This is a genomic window from Nioella sediminis (genome assembly GCF_001879695.1).
GTDB lineage: Bacteria > Pseudomonadota > Alphaproteobacteria > Rhodobacterales > Rhodobacteraceae > Nioella > Nioella sediminis.
The window spans coordinates 22,917-43,274 of sequence record NZ_MNBL01000084.1 but is presented as its reverse complement, the minus strand read 5'-3'; the positions used below and the strand labels follow the sequence as shown (position 1 = coordinate 43,274).

The 20,358-nt window shown below is 64.1% G+C and carries 17 protein-coding genes; 9 read left to right on the top strand and 8 right to left on the bottom strand.

The features are described from left to right. The first annotated feature begins 46 nt into the window (after nt 1-46). The 9 genes from BKY26_RS11355 (at nt 47) to BKY26_RS11315 (ending at nt 9,096) form a co-directional block, all read left to right on the top strand. Entirely contained in the window at nt 47-838 is a 792-nt protein-coding gene (locus BKY26_RS11355; protein ID WP_071690507.1) for an N-formylglutamate amidohydrolase, read from the top strand. After that, nucleotides 831-1,427 carry a TRAP transporter small permease subunit gene (locus BKY26_RS11350; RefSeq protein WP_071690506.1) on the top strand — a complete coding sequence of 199 codons (597 nt, stop codon included), beginning with the start codon at nt 831-833 and terminating at the stop codon, nt 1,425-1,427. The genes BKY26_RS11355 and BKY26_RS11350 overlap by 8 nt, the downstream gene beginning before the upstream one ends. Next, nucleotides 1,427-2,749 (top strand): TRAP transporter large permease, encoded by a 1,323-nt coding sequence (locus BKY26_RS11345; RefSeq protein ID WP_071690505.1) that lies wholly within the window; start codon nt 1,427-1,429, stop codon nt 2,747-2,749. The genes BKY26_RS11350 and BKY26_RS11345 overlap by 1 nt, the downstream gene beginning before the upstream one ends. Before the next feature lie 48 nt (nt 2,750-2,797). Further along, the gene (locus tag BKY26_RS11340) at nt 2,798-3,832 is read left to right on the top strand and encodes a TRAP transporter substrate-binding protein (RefSeq protein ID WP_071690504.1); all 1,035 of its coding nucleotides are present in this window, start codon (nt 2,798-2,800) and stop codon (nt 3,830-3,832) included. 66 nt (nt 3,833-3,898) lie between these two features. Then, nucleotides 3,899-5,260: a glutamine synthetase family protein gene (locus BKY26_RS11335; RefSeq protein WP_071690503.1), complete on the top strand. Its 1,362-nt coding sequence runs from the start codon at nt 3,899-3,901 to the stop codon at nt 5,258-5,260. A gap of 3 nt (nt 5,261-5,263) precedes the next feature. After that, a complete protein-coding gene (locus BKY26_RS11330; protein ID WP_071690502.1) occupies nt 5,264-5,668 on the top strand; it encodes a YybH family protein in 405 nt (134 codons plus the stop codon). Beyond that, nucleotides 5,665-7,044 (top strand): aldehyde dehydrogenase family protein, encoded by a 1,380-nt coding sequence (locus tag BKY26_RS11325; RefSeq protein WP_071690501.1) that lies wholly within the window; start codon nt 5,665-5,667, stop codon nt 7,042-7,044. The genes BKY26_RS11330 and BKY26_RS11325 overlap by 4 nt, the downstream gene beginning before the upstream one ends. Continuing rightward, the gene (locus BKY26_RS11320) at nt 7,041-8,186 is read left to right on the top strand and encodes an iron-containing alcohol dehydrogenase (protein WP_071690500.1); all 1,146 of its coding nucleotides are present in this window, start codon (nt 7,041-7,043) and stop codon (nt 8,184-8,186) included. The genes BKY26_RS11325 and BKY26_RS11320 overlap by 4 nt, the downstream gene beginning before the upstream one ends. An 82-nt stretch (nt 8,187-8,268) precedes the next feature. Further along, entirely contained in the window at nt 8,269-9,096 is an 828-nt protein-coding gene (locus BKY26_RS11315; protein WP_071690499.1) for an alpha/beta hydrolase, read from the top strand. A 108-nt stretch (nt 9,097-9,204) separates the two neighbouring features. Here the strand turns inward: BKY26_RS11315 and modC are convergent, their stop codons facing one another. The 8 genes from modC to BKY26_RS11275 all read right to left on the bottom strand — a co-directional run bounded on the left by modC (nt 9,205) and on the right by BKY26_RS11275 (nt 20,309). Beyond that, complete coding sequence (gene modC / locus BKY26_RS11310; RefSeq protein ID WP_071690540.1) at nt 9,205-10,290, bottom strand: molybdenum ABC transporter ATP-binding protein; 1,086 nt, start codon at nt 10,288-10,290, stop codon at nt 9,205-9,207. Next, nucleotides 10,287-10,979, bottom strand: coding sequence for a molybdate ABC transporter permease subunit (gene modB / locus BKY26_RS11305; RefSeq protein ID WP_071690498.1), 693 nt, complete (start codon nt 10,977-10,979; stop codon nt 10,287-10,289). Before modB ends, modC begins: the two co-directional genes overlap by 4 nt. Before the next feature lie 4 nt (nt 10,980-10,983). Continuing rightward, complete coding sequence (gene modA / locus BKY26_RS11300) at nt 10,984-11,805, bottom strand: molybdate ABC transporter substrate-binding protein (RefSeq protein WP_342714916.1); 822 nt, start codon at nt 11,803-11,805, stop codon at nt 10,984-10,986. Beyond that, nucleotides 11,805-12,206, bottom strand: a complete 402-nt coding sequence (locus tag BKY26_RS11295) for a winged helix-turn-helix domain-containing protein (protein WP_071690496.1) — start codon at nt 12,204-12,206, stop codon at nt 11,805-11,807. The genes modA and BKY26_RS11295 overlap by 1 nt, the downstream gene beginning before the upstream one ends. 136 nt (nt 12,207-12,342) lie before the next feature. Then, nucleotides 12,343-14,136 carry a gamma-glutamyltransferase family protein gene (locus BKY26_RS11290; RefSeq protein WP_071690495.1) on the bottom strand — a complete coding sequence of 598 codons (1,794 nt, stop codon included), beginning with the start codon at nt 14,134-14,136 and terminating at the stop codon, nt 12,343-12,345. A gap of 69 nt (nt 14,137-14,205) precedes the next feature. Then, nucleotides 14,206-15,516, bottom strand: a complete 1,311-nt coding sequence (locus BKY26_RS11285; RefSeq protein WP_071690494.1) for an aspartate aminotransferase family protein — start codon at nt 15,514-15,516, stop codon at nt 14,206-14,208. Between the two features lie 12 nt (nt 15,517-15,528). Beyond that, nucleotides 15,529-17,931, bottom strand: coding sequence for a GcvT family protein (locus BKY26_RS11280; protein ID WP_071690493.1), 2,403 nt, complete (start codon nt 17,929-17,931; stop codon nt 15,529-15,531). Continuing rightward, nucleotides 17,928-20,309, bottom strand: a complete 2,382-nt coding sequence (locus tag BKY26_RS11275; RefSeq protein WP_071690492.1) for a GcvT family protein — start codon at nt 20,307-20,309, stop codon at nt 17,928-17,930. The genes BKY26_RS11280 and BKY26_RS11275 overlap by 4 nt, the downstream gene beginning before the upstream one ends. Nucleotides 20,310-20,358: the final 49 nt, after the last annotated feature.

Here is a 20,358-nt window from a genome sequence, read left to right as displayed (position 1 = left end):
ATGCTGCATAAGGAAACAATATTTACAGAACAGGGATGGAATCGGCATGTCTGCGGCACTCGACATGACAGCAAGCGATGCGGTTGAGGTGATCAATCGCGGGGGCAAAGGCCCCGTCGTCTTGCTGTGCGAACATGCCTCGCATCACATTCCCGCCCGCTATGACGGCCTTGGGCTGGCCCCGCAGGACCGGCAAAGCCATGCCGCGTGGGACCCCGGTGCGCTTGGCGTCGCGCGGGAATTGTCCAACTTGCTGGATGCGCCGCTTGTTGCCAGCCGCGTGTCGCGGCTTGTCTACGATTGCAACCGCCCGCCCGAGGCTATCAGCGCCATGCCTGCCCGGTCCGAAGCCATAGACGTGCCCGGAAATCATGGCCTTTCAGCCGATCAACGGGCCGAGCGGGAAGCCACGGTCTACCGCCCTTTCTGCGATGCGGTCGGGGCGGTTCTGGACGGTCGCCGGGTCAGCCAGTCTCCCACTGCGCTGGTGACCGTCCACAGTTTCACCCCGGTGTTTCACGGACGCACCCGCGCGGTTGAGATCGGCATCCTGCACGACACCGACAGCCGCATTGCCGATGCGATGCTGGACCGTGCCACCGCTTTGCCGCACCGCCATGTGGACAGAAACGAGCCATATGGCCCCGCAGATGGCGTCACCCATTCCCTGCGCCTGCACGGGATCGACCGGAACCTGCCGAATGTGATGATCGAGATTCGCAACGACCTGCTGACGACCGAGGCCGATCAGGCCGCGCTTGCCGGTGAAATCCATCTGCTTCTGGTCCCCGCGCTGGCGGCTTTGGGCCTGACCGACCGGGAGGCCGGGCATGCCTAGGGTCATCCTCGCCTATATCCGCGCCATCGACCGAATGAACCGTTTCATCGGGCGCATCGCGATGTACCTGATCTTCGTGCTGATCGGCATTCTGCTGTGGAGCTCGATTTCCAAGACCTTCTTCAACCCGGCGCAATGGACGCTGGAAACCGCGCAATTCGTGATGGTGGCCTATTACATCCTTGGGGGTCCCTATTCGATCCAACTGGGGTCGAATGTGCGGATGGACCTGTTCTACGGCAACTGGAGCCCGCGCACCAAAGCCTGGGTCGATGCCTTCACCGTGTTGTTCCTGATGTACTACCTCGTCGTGCTGTTCATCGGCGCGGTCAGTTCCACCGCCTATGCGCTTGGCTATTTCGGTATGGAGCCCTTCACCTTCTTCCGCGATCTGGCCTGGGCGTTCCTGACCGGCGGGTTCAGCGGCGCGGCAGAGGAAATCGGCTTTCTCGAACGCAGCCCCACGGCGTGGCGTCCCATCCTGTGGCCCATCAAGGTCACGCTTTGCATCGGTGTCTTCCTCATGATCCTTCAGGCCTCGGCTGAATTCTTCCGCGATATCGGCCGCATTCGCGGGGAGGATCTGTGATGTCCTATGAACTCATCGCCATCATGATGTTCAGCTCGATGATGCTGATGCTGTTCACCGGGCAGCGCGTCTTCGGGGCCATCGGCTTTGTCGCGGCTTTGTCGGGCGTGCTGCTGTGGGGTGTGGGCGGCATCGAGATTCCCTTCGCCAACGCGATGAAGCTGATGCGCTGGTATCCGTTGCTGACCCTGCCGATGTTCATCTTCATGGGCTACATCCTGTCGGAATCGAAGATCGCCGATGACCTCTACAAGATGTTCCATGTCTGGATGGGGCCGGTGCGGGGCGGCTTGGCCATCGGCACGATCGGGCTGATGGTGCTGATCTCGGCCATGAACGGGCTGTCTGTTGCAGGCATGGCCATCGGCGCCACCATCGCGCTGCCGGAACTGCTGCGCCGGGGCTATGACAAGATCATGGTGACAGGCGTCATTCAGGCGGGGTCGTCGCTCGGCATCCTGGTGCCACCCTCGGTCGTGCTGGTCCTTTATGCGATGATCGCGCGCCAGCCGGTGGGGCAGCTTTGGCTGGCGGGCGTGCTGCCCGGCCTGATGATGGCCGCGATGTTCATCATTTACATCTATATCCGCTGCCGCATTCAGCCAGAGCTCGGCCCTGCCCTGCCCGAGGAAGAACGCAACGTTCCCATGGCCGAGAAACTGCGCCTGCTGCGCGCCGGGCTGCTGCCGCTGGTGATCTTCGCTACGATGATGGTGCCCTTCGTCAATGGCTGGACCTCGCTGGTGGAAAGCTCTGCCATCGGGGCGCTGACAGCCTTCGTTGCCGCCGTGCTGAAGGGCCGTATGACGAAAGAGGTGTTCGAAACCTCGGTGCGCAATACGCTCGGCATTTCCTGCATGTTCATGTGGATCATCCTGGCCGCACTTGGCTTTGGCGCGATCTTCGACGGGCTTGGTGCGGTGAACGCGATTGAGAGCCTGTTTACCGAACAATGGGGACTGTCGCCTTGGATGATCCTCATCCTGATGCAGCTTTCCTTCATCGTGATGGGCACGTTTCTGGATGACACCGCGATGCTCGTGATCGTTGCGCCGCTTTACGTGCCGCTGGTCGATGAGCTCGGTTTCAACCTGATCTGGTATGGCGTGCTTTACACGATCACCACGCAGATCGCCTATATGACGCCGCCCTTCGGCTATAACCTGTTCCTGATGCGCGCCATGGCCCCGCCCGAGATCGGCCTGCGTGACATCTACCGATCCATCATTCCCTTCGCGCTCGTGATGGTGCTGGCCCTGACGCTGGTCATGGTCTTCCCGCAGATCGCGCTGTGGCTGCCCGATTATGTCTACAACCGATAGCAAACAGACCCCGCGAACCGGGGCACCCCATCAACAAGGAGAAGTGACATGACGACAAGACGTAAGTTCCTGCAAACCGCAGGGGTCGGCGCGGCGGCGGCCGGGCTGGCAACGCCTGCCATCGCTCAGAACACCATCACCTGGCGGATGCAGACCTATGCCGGTGCGGCCCTGGCCGAGCATGTGATCACCCCGGCGATCAACATGTTCAACCAGATCGCGGGCGACCGGATGCAGATCGAGCTGTTCTATGCCGATCAGCTGGTCCCCACGGGCGAGCTGTTCCGCGCCATGCAGCGCGGCACGATCGACGCGGTGCAGTCTGATGACGACTCCATGGCCTCGCCCACTGAAGTGACAGTCTTTGGCGGCTATTTCCCCTTCGCCTCGCGCTACTCGCTCGACGTGCCGGTGCTGTTCAACCAGTACGGGCTAAACGAGATCTGGGACGAAGCCTATTCGGCGGTCGGTGTGAAACACATCTCCGCCGGTGCCTGGGACCCCTGCCACTTCGCCACGGTCGACCCGATCCGCAGCCTGGCCGATCTTCAGGGCAAGCGGGTCTTCACCTTCCCGACCGCGGGCCGCTTCCTCAGCCAGTTCGGCGTAGTGCCGGTGACCCTGCCCTGGGAAGATATCGAAGTGGCCGTACAGACGGGCGAACTGGATGGCATCGCCTGGTCGGGCATCACCGAGGATTACACCGTCGGGTGGGCCAACGTGACCAACTACTTCCTGACCAACAACATCTCTGGCGCATGGGCCGGGTCGTTCTTTGCCAACATGGATCGCTGGAACGAACTGCCCGAAGACCTGCAAACCCTGTTCCGCGTCTGCTGCGACCAGTCGCACTATTACCGCCAGTGGTGGTATTGGGGCGGTGAGGCCGCGCTGCGCGTCCACGGGACCGAGATGGAACTGACCTCTATCCCCGATGAGGAATGGGCCCAGGTCGAAGCTGCTGCACAGGACTTCTGGGAAGAAATCGCAGCCGAGTCGGAAACGAAACGGCGTGTGGTGGAAATCTTCCGGCAGTATAACGCGGATATGCAGGCCGCTGGCCGGCCCTATCGCTATACCTGATCACGATCCCGCCTCGGCCCGCCACGTCCGGGCCGGGGCATTCCCAATGCCTTACAGGAACACACCATGTCCGCCATCCTGAGTTTCGACACCCTGAAAGACCAAGTTGCAAACGGCATGGTAGATACCGTGCTGGTCTGCGCGGTCGATATGCAGGGCCGCCTGATGGGCAAGCGCTTCCATGCCGTGAACTTCGTCGAAAGCGCGTGGAAGGAAACCCATTGCTGCAACTACCTGCTGGCCACCGATCTGGAGATGGCGACGCCCGACGGCTACGCCTCGACCAGTTGGCGCGCGGGCTATGGCGACTATGTGATGAAGCCCGACCTGACCACGCTGCGCCCGGTGCCGTGGCTTGAGGGAACCGTCATGGTCCTGTGCGATCTGCTGGATCACCACACCCATGAAGACGTGCCCCATTCCCCCCGCGCGATCCTGAAGAAACAGGTCAAGCGGCTGGAGGCCATGGGCTATGACGCCATGATGGCCACGGAAATCGAGTTCTTCCTGTTCGAGAAGAGCTTTGACGAGATCCGCAAATCGGGCTTCCGCGACATGCAGCCGATCAGCGGCTACAACGAGGATTACCACATCTTCCAGACCACCAAGGAAGAGCATGTGATGCGGCCGATCCGCAATCATCTCTATGCGGCGGGCATCCCGGTGGAGAATTCGAAGGGCGAGGCCGAAACCGGTCAGGAAGAGTTGAACATCCGCTATTCCGCCGCGCTCGACACCGCCGACAATCACACCATCGCAAAGAACGCGGTGAAGGAAATCGCCTGGCAGAACGGCCATGCCGTGACCTTCCTGCCCAAGTGGCATCACGATAAGGTCGGCAGTTCCAGCCATGTGCACCAGTCGCTGTGGAAAGACGGCGCACCGGTCTTCTATGACGAAAACGACCCGCTTGGCATGTCGGATCTGATGAAAAGCTACATGGCCGGGCTGATCAAATATGCCAGCGACTACACCTGTTTCCTGGCCCCCTATATCAACAGCTACAAGCGCTTCCAGAAGGGCAGCTTCGCACCGACCCGCACCGTCTGGTCGGTGGACAACCGCACTGCGGGCTTCCGCCTGTGTGGCGAGGGCAGCAAGGCCGTGCGCGTGGAATGCCGCATCGGCGGGTCCGACATGAACCCCTATCTGGCCATGGCCGCGATGCTGGCCGCCGGGATCAAGGGCATCGAGGAAGGGCTGGAGCTGGAGCCGCCCTTCAAGGGTGACGCCTATGAGGGCGACGTCGGCCACATCCCCGGCACCCTGCGCGACGCGGCAGAGACCCTGCGCAATTCGGCCATGCTGCGCGAGGCTATGGGCGATTGGGTGGTCGACCACTACACCCGCGCCGCCGAAGTGGAGATCGAGGACTTTGACCGGGTGGTGACCGATTACGAGGTCGCCCGCGGGTTCGAAAGGGCCTGAGCCATGTCCGCGCGCGACCTGTTCCAGCCGGTGCTCGACAGGTATCTGCAGGCATACACCGCCCATGACAGCGCGGGCTGTGCAGCAGAATTCACCCCGGACGGGCAGATCTTCTCGCCCTACGGTCCGCCCGCCACAGGCACGGCGGCGCTGATGGCGGCACACGAAAGCTGGTTTAAAGAAGGCGAGTTCAACAAGTCCATGACCATCCTCGACGCCCGTGCAGAGGGCGGGATCGGCTTCTGCAGCCTGCTCTACGCGGCGAATGTCTCCGCCCCGGACGGCCAGGTCCTTCGGATCGTCGGCACCGGTCTCAACACCTTCCTGCGGCAGGCCGACGGCAGCTGGAAAATCCGCCACACAAGCCTCAACGAACTTGAGGAACAGACAGAAAGTGCCCTCGCATGAGCCTTCTCAAATGCATCTCACCGATCGACGGATCGGTTTTCGCCGAGCGCACAACGCTGGAAGCGTCAGCCGCCCGCGCCCTCGTGGATCGCGCCCGTGCGGCGCAGGCCGATTGGGCTGCCCGGCCTCTGTCCGAGCGTGCTGAACTGGTCATGGCCGGTGTCGCCGCCGTGGGCGCGATGAATGACGAGATCGTGCCGGAGCTGGCGCATATGATGGGCCGTCCGGTGCGCTACGGGGGCGAATTCGGCGGCTTCAACGAACGCGCCAGCCATATGGCTGCGATTGCCGGGGAGGCTCTGGCCGATATCGCCGTGGGCGAGGACGCCACGTTCAAGCGCTATATCAGGCGGGTGCCGCATGGCGTCGTCTTCGTCGTGGCGCCGTGGAACTACCCCTACATGACCGCGATCAACACCGTGGCGCCCGCGCTGATCGCGGGCAATACGGTGGTGCTGAAACACGCCACGCAGACGCTGCTGGTGGGCGAACGCATGGCCCGCGCCTTCCATTCGGCGGGCGTGCCGGAGGATGTGTTCCTCAATGTCTTCCTCGACCACGGCACGACATCGGCCCTGATCGCGGAGGGGGCGTTCGATTTCGTCAACTTCACCGGCTCGGTCGGGGGCGGCAAGGCCATGGAACGCGCGGCGGCGGGGACGTTCACCGGCCTTGGGCTGGAACTTGGCGGCAAGGACCCCGGCTATGTGATGGAGGATGCCGATCTGGATGCGGCGGTTGCCACGCTGATTGACGGGGCAATGTTCAATTCCGGCCAGTGCTGCTGCGGGATCGAGCGGATTTATGTCCAGGAAAGCCTGTTTGATGCGTTTGTCGAGAAGTCGGTGGAGCTGGTCAAAACCTACAAGCTCGGCAATCCGCTGGACCCGGACACCACGCTTGGTCCTATGGCAAACACCCGCTTTGCCGATGAGGTCCGCGCGCAGACATCGGAGGCCGTCGCGGCAGGCGCAACCGCCCACATCCCCACCTTCGCGGAAGATGACGGCGGTGCCTACCTGACCCCACAGATCCTGACCAATGTCACCCACGACATGCGCGTGATGCGCGATGAGAGCTTCGGCCCCGTCGTCGGCATCATGCCGGTGAAGGACGATGACGAGGCCATCGCGCTGATGAATGACAGCGAGTTCGGCCTGACCGCCAGTCTCTGGACCGCCGATATCGACCGGGCCATGGCCGTGGGCGACCGGGTGGAAACCGGCACCGTTTTCCTCAACCGCGCCGACTATCTCGACCCGGGCCTCTGCTGGACCGGCTGCAAGAACACCGGGCGCGGCGGCGGCCTGTCGGTCATCGGCTATCACAACCTGACCCGTCCCAAATCCTACCATCTCAAGAAGGTGACGAAATGAGCCTTACCGGTAACTGGTCCTACCCGACCGCGATCAAATTCGGCGCTGGCCGCATTGCCGAGCTGCCCGAGGCCTGCGCCCAAACCGGCATGAAACGCCCGCTGCTGGTCACCGACCGGGGGCTGCGCGACCTGCCGATCACCACGGCGGCACTGGATGTCATGGAAGCCGCCGGACTTGGCCGCGCGATCTTCGCCGATGTGGACCCGAACCCGAATGAGATGAACCTCGCCGCCGGGCTGGAGGTCTACAAGGCGGGCGGTCATGACGGGGTCATCGCCTTTGGCGGCGGCTCTGGCCTCGATCTGGGCAAGATGGTCGCCTTCATGTCCGGCCAGACCCGGCCCGTTTGGGACTACGAGGATATCGGCGACTGGTGGACGCGCGCCGACCCCGATGGCATCGCCCCGATCATCGCCGTGCCCACCACCGCCGGCACAGGGTCCGAGGTGGGGCGCGCCAGCGTCATCACCAATTCCGAAACCCATGTGAAGAAGATCATCTTCCATCCCAAGGTGCTGCCCTCGGTCGTGATCGCCGACCCAGAGCTGACCGTGGGCATGCCGCAGGCGATCACGGCGGGCACGGGGCTTGATGCCTTCGCCCATTGCGTGGAGGCGTTCAGCAGCCCGCATTACCACCCGATGAGCCAGGGGATTGCGCTGGAAGGCATGAGATTGGTGAAAGAGTACCTGCCGCGTGCCTACGCCATCGGCACCGATATCGAGGCCCGTGCACAGATGATGAGCGCCGCCGCAATGGGCGCGACCGCCTTCCAAAAGGGTCTTGGCGCGATCCATGCGCTGAGCCACCCCATTGGCGCGGTCTACGGCACCCATCACGGCACCACCAACGCCGTCTGCATGCCCGCCGTGCTGCGCCTCAATGCGCCTGCAATCGAGCAGCGCTTCGACCGCGCCGCCGCCTATCTGGGCATCGAAGGCGGCTTTGCCGGGTTCCAGTCCTTCGTGCAGGCGTTCAACGACAGCCTCGGCATACCGCGCAGTCTGTCCGAGATGGGCGTCGGCCGCGACCGCATCGACGAACTGACCGCCATGGCGCTGGAAGATCCGTCCTGCGGTGGCAATCCGGTCACGCTGACGGCGGACAACGTGAAGGCGCTGTTCGAAGAGATCATCTGAGCGGCAGTTTTCCCGTTTGATCATTCCCCCGGGGCGGGTCTACTCTGCGCCTCGGGTTTTTTGCGACCATAGGACAGCAGATATGAACAGCGCAGCACCAGAGAGCGGAATCGACTGGGAAGATGCCTTCACCAATGCCGATCACATTCCCGGCGGCGACGGCTTTCCGGCGATCTGGGAACAGCGCGCCCATGCCTTCCGCGACAGCTGGCCCCATGCGGAAACCGATATCGCCTATGGGGACGCCCCGCGTGAACGGTTCGATCTGTTCCGGCCGGATGGGCTGATCAGAGGCCTCGTCGTCTTTGTCCATGGCGGCTACTGGATGCGGATGCACAAGGGACTGTATTCCGACCTGGCCGCCGGTCCGCTGGCCCATGGATGGGCCGTGGCGATGCCGAGTTATACGCTGGCTCCCGAAGCCAGGATCGCGGGCATCACACGCCAGATCGGCGCGGCCATCTGCAAGGCTGCCACGATGGTCGACGGACCGATCCGGCTGACCGGGCATTCCGCTGGCGGGCATCTGGTGACACGGATGATCTGCGAAGGCGGACCATTGCCCACGTCGATCAGCGACCGTATCGAACGCGTTGTCTCGATCAGCGGCGTTCACGATCTGCGCCCCGTGCGCCTGCATTCGATGAACGAAACACTGCAGATTGATGGGCATGAGGCCGAGACCGAAAGCCCTGTGCTGCTCGACCCTCTGCCCGGCAAATCCGTGACCTGCTGGACCGGCGCATTGGAGCGTCCGGAGTTCCTGCGCCAGTCGCAGATCCTGGCAGAAGCCTGGGCCGAAAAGACGAACTTCTCTCCTGCGGTCTACGATCCCGGTCGTCACCATTTCGATGTCATCGACGGGTTGAAACAGGCAGACCATCCCCTGACACAATCGCTGCTTGGCTGAGCGGTCTCGGAAAAATCTTCCGGAAGATTTTTCTCGCAGACCAGGAAGACTTTTCCAGAAAAGTCTTCCTACCTTCGCCGCAAGATTTTTCCGGAAAAATCTTGCTGGCTAAAGCGCCCCGACATCTTCAGGCGCTATGGCCACCGTCTTGATCACCGCATGGCAGGACGTTCCCGGCGCCAGCGAAAGCGATGCAACAGACCTGCGGGTGACCCTTGCCAGCACCACGCCTGCGGCAGTGTCAAGCGACAGGATGGCGCCGGGTCCGTCGCCTGCCCGGATATCCCGCACGGTCCCCGGCAGGATGTTCAATGCCGACAGCCCCTCTAGCCTTACGCGCGACAAAATCACGTCATGCGCCGCGATGCGAATGCGGACCGAATGGCCCGGCGGTTGCGGAATGCGCGGCAGAAACAGCGGGCATCCCCCGGCATCAAGTTCTGTCAACCCGTCGTCATGATGGGCAACCACCCTAGCCATCAGCAGCGCCCCGGCGGATCGCGCCCCAAGCGGGGTAACGGCAGGATCGGACAGCACCTCGGCCGCGGCCCCCTGCCGGATCACCCGCCCGTTTTCAAGCGCCACCACCGTTGTCGCAAGCCGCGCCACCTCGGCAGCCGAATGACTGACATAGAGAATCGGAATTTCGACCTCATCGCGCAGCCGTTCCAGATACGGCAGGATCTCGGCCTTGCGCGCCTCGTCAAGCGCGGCCAGCGGTTCATCCGCCACGATCAGCCGTGGCGCGGACAACAAGGCCCGACCGATTGCCACCCGTTGTTTTTCCCCGCCTGACAGCGCTCCGGGGCGACGGGTCAGCAGGTGCCCGATCCCAAGAAGATCCACCACATGCGCCATGTCTTCGATCCGTGCGCCCTTGGGGGCGAACCAACGGCCATAGGCGAGGTTCTGGCGCACGGTGAGATGCGGAAACAGCCGGCCCTCCTGAAAGACATAGCCGATCCGGCGCCTGTTCGGCGCCACCCACAGGCCCCGGTCGCTATCCATCAGCACCTTATCCGCGGCCACAATCCGCCCCCGGTCTGGCCGAAGCAGCCCTGCCACCGCATTGGCGATCGTGGTCTTGCCGGACCCTGACCGCCCGAACAGCACCGTTATGCCGGGCGGGGCGTCGAACGCCGCATCCAGCAGAAACCCCGGCAAAGCGTGGCGAAGGGAGACCGACAGGGTCATGTCCCGGACACCCATGCGGCAATCTTCCGCGCGATGACTTCCGAAAGAAGCAGCGCGGTCATGGCCACGGCGACCGATACCAGCACAAGCCGCATTGCCGCGTCTTCACCGCCCGGCACTTGCAGGAAGGCATAGATCGCGGAGGGCACGGTGCGGGTCTGGCCGGGGATGTTGGACACGAAAGTAATCGTCGCGCCGAATTCCCCCATGGCCTTGGCAAAGGCCAGGATCGCGCCCGCGATGATGCCGGGTAGGATCATCGGCAAGGTCACGGTGGCAAAGACCCAAAGGCGAGAGGCCCCGAGCGTGGCGGCAGCCTGTTCCAGCCTGGGATCGACGGCTTCGATCGACAGGCGGATGGCGCGCACCATCAGAGGAAAGGCCATGACGGCGGCAGCCAGCGCCGCGCCGGTCCAGCGGAAGGCAAGGACAATGCCTATGTCTTGCAGAGCCGACCCGACAGGCCCGCGCGTCCCGAAGGTCAGGAGCAACAGGTAACCGGTGACCACGGGCGGCAGGATCAGCGGCAGGTGTACCAGTCCGTTGATCAAACCATGCCCCGGAAACCTCCAGCGCGCCAGCGCATAGGCGGTAAAGATGCCAAGCGGCAGGCTGGCCAGCGTCGCCCAAAGCGACACGCGCAGCGACAGGGCCACCGCTTGCCATTCTTCCGGTCCCAGCCAATCCACCGGCCTAGTCCCCCAACACTGTGAAGCCCTCGGCCTCGAACACCGCGCGGGCATCGGGGCCTAGAAGGAAGGTCAGGAACCCTCCGGCCTCCTCTCCGGCCGGACCGTATAACAGGGCAGCCGGATAGGTGATCTGCGGGTGGCTGTCCGGGGGGAATGTCGCGATCACGTGAACATCTGGATTGGCCCGTGCATCGGTCGCATAGACCACGCCAAGCGGGGCCTCGCCAAGCGCAACCAACGCCAGCGCCGCCCGGACATTATCCGTCTCGACCACCTGCGTGGCCACCTGATCCCACAACCCAAGCGTGTCCAGCGCCGCGCGTCCGTAGATCCCTGCGGGCACGGCTTGCGTCAGCGCCATGGCGAGGCGACCGGGGCGGAGCAGCGCGGAGAGATCCAGGTCAGCGTTTAGGTCGACATGGTCGATTGGCTCATGTGCGATCAGCACAAGGCTGTTGCCCAACAGGTCAGTTCGGCTGTCGGGGTCTAGCAGATCCCCCGCCTGCAGCAGGTCCATCCAATCGGGGTTGGCGGAAATGAAGATATCGGCAGGGGCGCCCAGCTGAATCTGGCGCGCAAGGGCCGACGACCCCGCGAAGGAAAGCGCGATCTCCCCGCCTTCTGTGTCTTCATACTGCTCCGCAACCTGCGTCAGCGCCGTGGTCAGGCTGGCGGCGGCGAAGACCGTCACCGTTTCGGCTGCTGCCGGGGCAGAGGCCACGATCATGGCCATCAAAGCTGCCGTAAAACTGACAAGGCGTGCGGGTCCGGGTTGATGAGCGATACCGCCCACGTTATGGCTGCTGAAACACATCGCCGACATCAGCCGGGCCCCTGATTGTCCGGGTCGGCATCCCCGGTCTTCAACAGATCCGATATGGCATTGATCCGCGCAGCACCGGCCTCGGCAGCGATGTCTTCCAGTTTCCGATAATGCTTCAGCACTTGTTCCCCGGCATCGGTCAATCTTGCACCGCCGCCTTTCGCACCGCCCCGAACACTATCGACAAGCGGCTTTCGAAACGCGCCATTCATCTGATCTACAAGGGTCCAGGCCCGTTTGTAGCTCATGGACATGGCCCGTCCGGCAGCGGCAATCGAACCGGTGTCGCGTATTCCTTCCAGCAGATCCGCCTTGCCGGGGCCAAGCATCAGGTCATCCCCGAAGAGAAGTCTGAGGCGCAAGCGGGAGGGTGGTGATGGCAGCTGGTCGGGGTGGGACATGAAAAGGAGTTAGCCGCATGAACCGCCCGATGGCAAGGGTTCATTATGTTTCAGAGAACATATCGAATGTACCAAAGCTCCGCCCTCATGGCAGGACAAACCCCGGACCGCCGCCCGTATTATGTGGCTGCGCCCCTCAACGCCCGGCGGCATAGGCCTGCATCAGGCGCGGCGTTGCAGCGGCGGACATGATCCCGTCAGGCCGGATGCGCGCGGCGGTCAGCCGCCCGATGGACCATGGGTCCGAGACCTCCAGCCGGTGGCCGCGCCGGTCCAGTTCGGCCAGCGTCGCCTGGGGGAAATTCGGCTCGATCATCAGGTAGCCGGGCCTGGTGCCGCGCGGGTAGAAGCTTTCCAACAGGTGACCGGTGTGAAAGAGTGGCCCGTCGATGGCTTCTTGCAGGTTCATGCCGTGATGGATCAGCCGCAGCACGAAGGTCAGTTGCCATTGATCCTGCTGATCCCCGCCCGGTGTGCCGAAGGCCAGCCTCGTCCCATCCGGGGCTTGTGCCATCGAGGGTGACAGCGTCGTGCGCGGTCTGCGACCGGGGGCGAGCGAGGTGGGCAGGCCCTCCTCCAGCCAGAACATCTGCGCACGGGTGTTGAGCGGCACCCCAAGCCCCGGCACCACGGGCGAGGATTTCAGCCATCCGCCAGAGGGCGTGGCAGACACCATGTTGCCCCATTGGTCCACCACATCGACATGGCAGGTGTCGCCTTTCTTCGCCGTCAGATGCGCCATGGTGGGCTCACCGATGCCGATACCGGAATTGTCCGGCGCGGGCTCCGCCACATGGGCGCGAAAGGCATCGGCCCAACCCTCATATCCCGCGATGAGGCCCGGCCGGAAATCGAGACTGGCGCTATCCCCAATTTCGGCCCGCCGCGCCGCGCCGTACTCGGCTGAGAGAAGCGTTTTCAGCGGCAGATCCTTGCCGTTCGGCTCCCCAAGATAGGCATCGCGATCCGCGAAGGCGAGCTTCAGCGCCTCGGTGACGAGGTGAACGAAATCCGCCCCCATTGGGTCCATCCCGGCCAGATCGTCCCCGCGCAGTATCTGCAACGCCTGCAACAGCACGGGCCCCTGGGTCCAGCCGCCGCCCTTCCAGACGGTCCAGCCCGCGTGATCGACCGAGATCGGGGCCTCAATGCTCGCCCGCCAATCGGCCATGTCCTGCCCGGTCAGCACGCCCTTGTGGCGTTGGCCCGAGGCGTCCAGCACCTCGGCATCGCGCAGGAAATCGTCAATCGCCTCCGCTACGAACCCTTCGTAGAAAGCAACCCGCGCCGCTTCGATCTGCGCCACCCGGTCTACGCCCGCGCCCTTGGCCTCATCGACCAGCCTCTCCCAGAAATCGGCCAGCGCGGGGTTGGCGAAGAGCGCCCCCGCTTGGGGTGCTGATCCACCTGGCAGCCAGACCGGGGCGGAACTGGGCCATTCGGTTCGGAACACATCCGCCATGCCCGCAATCTCATTCGCCACGCGCGGCAGGATCGGGTGTCCATGACGCGCATAATGGATCGCGGGGGCCAGCACCTCGGCCAGTGGCAATCGGCCATGGTCGCGGAGCAGCAACATCCACGCGTCAAAAGCCCCCGGCACGACAGTGGCCAGCAGGCCGGAACCGGGGATGCGGGTCAGCCCCTCGGCCCGGTAGTGGTCAATCGTCGCCCCCGCAGGTGCCGTCCCCTGCCCGCAGATCACAACGGGTTCCTCGGCCCCTGCCGCCCGAAAAAGCAGCGGCATGTCGCCAAGCGGCCCGTTCAGATGTGGCTCCACCACGTTCAGCACAAACCCAGTGGCCACCGCCGCATCGGCTGCACTACCGCCCGCCTCCAGCATCTTCATGCCTGCCGCCGTGGCCAGCCAGTGGGTGCTGGTGACCATGCCGAAGGTGCCGGAAATTTCGGGCCGGGTGGTGAATGTCATGGGACTTGCTTTCAGTTAGACGACTGTCCCCAAGACAAAGCGCAGATGGGCGCAACAGGCAATGCCCCGTCAGCCGAGCGCGGTGAAGGCCCGGTCGAGCCCTTCCGCCACATTCTCCACGTCTGCCAAAGACAGGCACATCGGCGGCACCATGCGCAGCACCGATTGCGTGGGGCCGGACTTGGACATGATCAGGCGCAAGGCGCGGCAGTTCTCGAACACCGCCGAGGTGGTGTCGCGGTCGGGTTCCTTGGTACGCCGGTCCTTCACCATCTCGATGGCCAGCATCAGCCCCCTGCCCCGCACGTCGCCAATGGCCTCGTGCTTGTCCTTCAACTCATGCAGGCGCTTGAGCAGTGCCGCGCCGACCGTTCGGGCGTTTTCCTGCACCTTGTCCTCTCGGATCACCTGCAACACCGCGCGTCCCGCCGCGCAACTGGTGGGGTTGGCCCCATAGGTGTGGAACATGAATTTTTCCGCCATCGGCGCGGCAATGTGCTTGCGCGTCACTACGGCCCCAAGCGGGAAGCCATTGCCGATCCCCTTGGCCATGACGACGATATCGGGCACCACGCCATCGGCCTCGAACCCCCACATGTGATCGCCCGTGCGCCCGAAGCCCGATTGCACCTCATCCGCGATGTAAAGCCCGCCCGCCGCGCGCACCCGCTCCGCCGCGCCGGACATGTAGCCCTTGGGCATCTCGATGATGCCGCCATAGCCCTGCACGCTTTCCACCAGCATCCCGGCGATCCTGCCGGAGGTGGCGGTGGCAATGGTGCGCTCGATCTCATCCAGATACGGCGCAGCCCCTGCATTCTCGCCGAAGATACCGCGATACTGGTTGGGGTCGGCCACGAAAGCGACGTTGCCGGGCATTCCGGGGTGCCGCCAGGTGGAGATGCCGGTGACGGATTGCGCGGCAGCGGTCGGGCCGTGATAGGCGGTGCGCAGCGCCAGCAGGTCGAGATTGCCCGTGTAGGTCCGCGCGATGGTCATGGCGAGGTCGATGGCCTCGGCCCCGGAATTGGTGAAATGCACCATCCAGTCATGGCCTTTCGGCATGGTGGCGGCCAGTTCCTCCGCCAGATGCGCGGGGACCGGGTGATAGAACATCGTCGTGCAATGGGTCAGGTCGGCGGCCTGCGCTTGGGCTGCGGCGACAACCTTGGGGTGGGAATGACCAACCGAGATACAGACGTTCATGCCCAGAAGGTCGGTGTATTTGTTGCCCTCTGCATCCCACAGGTATTGCATCTGCCCTTTACGGAACACGATCGGGTCCTTGAAGGGCACGAATTTCGTCTGCGTCGCGGCGTAATAGGTGTCGCGGCGGCGAGCGGTGCCTTCGGTCGTCCAGTCAATGGGAAGGTCGGTCATCTTGGGCTCCTTTCACGCACGCAGGCGGGTGTTGTCGGGGTCGAAGGGCGGGCGGGCCTGCACAGTGGCGGTGCGGCGCTGGCCCAGGATTTCGATACTCAGGGCCTCACCCGACAGCGGTTCGCGCAGCAAGGCAAGGGCCAGAGCGTGACCAACCCTATGGCCAAACCCGCCCGAGGTGACGATGCCGATGATCCGTTCACCCTGGTAGACGGGATGGGCATAGAACGGATCGGTCGGGCCGTCCTCGACGTGCAGCAGGACAGACTGCCAGCCGTTGGGGCGCGTCAGCAGGGCCTGCCGTCCTGCGAAGTCGCGGGCCTCGGGTTTGGTAAAGGCGGCAAGCCCGCTTTCCAGCGGCGAGCGTTCGGTGGTCAGGTCCGCGCCCCACCCGCGATAGCCTTTTTCGAGCCGCATGGAATTGGCAGCATAAGCGCCGTAGAAGCCAATCCCATAGGGCTGGCCCGCCTCTTCCAGCGCATCGAAAAGCGCGGGCAGGTGCTCTGCCTCGGCATGCAGTTCCCACCCCAATTCGCCAAGATAGGAGACGCGAAGCGCCCGCACCGGCAGACCCGCGACGGTGATCTGGTGCACGGTAAGCCATGGGAAGCCGTCGCCAAGGTCTGCATCGGTCAGCACCCCCAGAACGTCGCGCGATTTTGGCCCCATCAGGCCGATGACCCCGAGCCGCTCTGTCACGTTGGTGACAGTTGCCTCATGCGCCGCCGCGTGGGCGCGTAGCAGGTCGAGGTCGATCTCCTCCGCCGCTGCGGCGCTGGTTAGGTAAGCTTGATCCTTGGCCAGCCGGGCCACGGTAAATTCCGACAAAACGCCCCCCGCCGGGGTCAGCGCATGGATCAGACCGATCCGACCGATGCGTGGTGGGGTATTGGCCCCGAGCGTTTCGAGGAAGTCGGACGTACCTGGCCCGGTGACCTCGAATTTCGAGAAAACCGACAGATCGGCCAGCGCCACTCTGTTCGTCACGCAAGCAACTTCCCGCGCGACGGGCTCGAACCAGTTGGGACGCTGGAAGCTCTCCACAGCATGATCGCCGGGCCTGTCGGAGAACCAGTTGGGCCGTTCCCACCCATGCGCCGCGCCCATCACGGCACCGCGCGCAACCATCCGGTCATGCAGGGGCGACAGGCGCAACCCGCGCCCTGCGGGGCGTTCCTCATACGGGTAGTGCACGCCGAATTGCAGGCCGAAGCATTCCACCGCCTTGGCCACGCGAAAACCGCGATCCGCCCAAGCCCCGAACCGGCGGCTATCGACCGCCAGCGCGTCCATCGGCGGTGCCCCATGCGTCATCCAATGGGCCAGGAACCAGCCCGCGCCACCCCCTTCCATAACGCCCATGGAAGACCCGGTCAGCAACCACGCCCCCGGCACACCATGGGCTGGACCGATCAGCGGATTGGCATCTGGAGTGAAGGTAATCGGGCCATTCACTACCGTCTTGACCCCGCCATTGCCAAGCGCTGGAACCCGCGCCATCGCGGCCTCGATGATGTGTTCGACCCTATCCAGATCGGGCGGCATCAACTCGGCTCCGAACTCGGGCGGTACGCCATCGACGGACCAGACCTGTGCCTCTTTCTCATACGGGCCAAGGATCAGCCCGTCGCGTTCCTGCCGCAAATACCAGCTTTCCTCCGGGTCGCGGATCATGGGCAGTTCCGGCAGACCGGCGGCGATACGCTCGGCCACTTCGGGCACGGTGTCGGTGACAAGGTACTGGTGCAGCACCGGAACCGAAGGCACGTTCACCCCCATCATCTGCCCAACCTCGAAGCCCCATGTTCCGGCGGCATTCACGATCTGGCGGGCGCGGATTGTTCCTTTGGGCGTTACCACGATCCACCCCTCGCCCTCGCGCGCGATCGACAAAACCGGGTTCTGGCGTATGATCGTGACCCCGTTCCGTTGCGCGACCTGCGCCATGGCGTTGGTGGCCAGCGACGGGTCCACATGGCCGTCATCGGGCTCATATATCCCGCCCAACAGGCCGTCGAGCCGCGCCAGCGGGTGCAGTTCCGCGATCCGGTCCGGCGTCAGCACCTCCAGCGGATAGCCGGTGAAAGCCGAGAGCCCCGCCACATGGCGGAATTCGTCCATCCGGTCGGGGTTCTTCGTTACCCGCATCGCGCCGGACCGATGGAACCCACAGCTTTGCCCGGTCTCTTCCGGCAGCACGTCACGATAAAGCTTCACCGAATGCGCACGCAGAGCCTGGATCGTGGCGCTATGGGCGAAATGGGTGCACAGCCCCGCCGCGTGCCAGGTCGAGCCGTGGGTGAGGTCGTTCTTTTCCGTCAGAACCACGTCTGACCAGCCCGCCTTGGAAAGGTGATAGGCCAGCGACACGCCCATTGCGCCGCCCCCGATAATCAAAACCTGCGCCTCGGTCATGCGCGCATCCTTTCACCTTTGGGATCATAGGGGGGCTTTCGCAGCACTTTGGCCGGGTAGCGTTCCCCTGCGATGTCGATCTCGAACTGCCGGTCTGCAAGCGGCGTATCGGTGAGGTCGATCAGCGCGAAGGCCAGTGTCAGCCCGGTCCGCGCGCCTTTGCCGCCGGACGTCGTCAGCCCCACGACACGCCCCCCCTCCCAAACCGGTTCGTCATGCAATACCAGCGGGTTACCCTCGACCTGCAAGAGCACCAGCTTGCGGGCGAGGTTCCCGCGCTGTGCCTCCAGCGCAGGTTTGCCGGTGAAGTCCTTCGACCAATCGACGCAGAAACCCAAGCCAGCCTCCAGCGGTGTGATCTCCGGCCCGACGTCATGGCCCCAGTGGACGAAGCCCTTTTCCAACCGGCAGGCATCCACCGCGTAATGCCCCATGGGTCGCGCACCTGCCGCGATGAGCTGATCAAAGAGTGGCCCGGCAACTTCAGGTGTTGCGGTCAGTTCCCATCCGAGCTCGCCCACGAAGCTGATCCGCGTGGCGCGGACGTCCCTGCGTGCGAAAGGGATCGTGCGGGCGGAGGCGAAGGGGAAATCCTGCCAGTGATCGCCCGCCACCGCCGTCAGCAGATCCCGCGCGCCCGCGCCCATGGCGCCGATTACGCAAGTTTCCTCGGTCACGTCGGTGATGGTCACGTCGAAGCTTTGGGACGCCCGGCGCAAGTACGCCCCGTCGCGCCAGCGGGTCACGGCGCCGGAGGTCAGGCGGAAGCGGTCGGCGGCCAGCCGCGTCACGGTCACATCCGCCTCGATCCCGCCTTTGGCGTTCAGAAGCTGGGTGTAGACGACCTTTCCCTCGGTCACGTCCATTCGCGAACAGGCGATCCGCTCCATGAAGGCCAGGGCCTGTGGCCCGTGGATGTGGAATTTGCTGAACGGCGAGAGATCGAGCAGGACGGTCCCGGTCTGCATCCGCGCGGCTTCACGTACGACGATGGGCTCCCATGGTTGCGCGCCGATGGAATAGGGCAAGCTGCGCTCGGCCTCACGCTCGGCATACCACAACCCGCGCTCCCACCCGGCGGTCAGGCCAAAGACGGCGCCTTGCGCCTGCCAACGATCGTGCAAGGGTGACACCCGCAGTCCCCGCCCGGCCTTGGGCTGTTTGAATGGCCAGTGCAGGGCGAAGAGGTCGGCCACCGCCTCCTCCATCCGCGCGGCCATGTGGGTGTCGCTGGCGGCAAGCGGATCGCAGCGGGCGATATCGACTTCCCACAGATCCATGGGCGGGGTTCCGTCCACGATCCAATCGGCCAGCACCCGGCCGACACCTGCCGACGACATCACCCCGACAGAATTCATCCCCGCCGCCACGAAGAGCCCGTCCATGCCGGGGGCCTGCCCAATGAGTGGTTTGGTATCTGCGGTGAAACTCTCCGGCCCGTTCATGAAATGCTGAATACCGGTGGTCTCAAGGGCCGGGATCAGATCCAGCGCCGCCTCCATGAAGGGGGTGAACTGGTCCCAATCCTCGGCCATCTCAAGGAAAGGTCGGTTTCCTTCCGGCCCATGCGGGTCCCAGCATTTGGCATTCGGTTCAAACCCACCGATCACTAGCTTGCCGGTATCGCCCTTGATATAGATTCCCCGGTCGAGATCGCGCAACACCGGGAAGCCCGCGAAGTCGGGGCGGGGTTCGGTGACCACATACATATGCTCAACCGGTTGCAGGGGCAGCGCCAGTCCCGCCGTGGCGGCCAAGTGCTTGGACCATGCGCCTGCACACAGGGCCACGTTGTCGCCCTGCATCTCGGTGCCATCCGCCAGCTTCACGCCAGTTACCCGGCCCCCGTCGGTCAGCAGACGCTCCACGCCCGTGTTTTCACGGATGGTGACCCCGGAGGCCTTCGCCGCCCGCGCATAGGCCATGCACAGGTCGACCGGATTGACGCTGGCATCCTCGGCCACGTCCATCACTCCGACCAGACCAGCTGGATCGACGCAAGGCAGATCGCGGGCCAGATCATCGGGACCGACCATCCGGGGTGACAACCCGAGATGCCGCCCGAGGGCTGCAATCCGGTGCAACTCGTCCATCCGTTCCGGCACCCGCGCCAGCCAATAGCCGCCGGTCTTGCGATAGCCGGTCGACAGCCCCGTTTCGGCCTCCAGCCGTGGAAACAACTCACCGGCATACATCGCCAGGCGCGTCATGTTGGGCGTTGCGCGCAGCGGGCCAACGATCCCTGCCGCGTGCCAGCTGGTGCCGGAGGTCAACTGGTTTCTTTCCAAGAGCACCACATCGCGCGCCCCACGCTGCGCCAGGTGATAGGCCAGTGACAGGCCAATCGCCCCGCCGCCGATGATGATGGTGCGGCTCATGCGGGGCCTCCTATCGCGGGGAATTGACAGGGCATTCGAACCGGCGCAG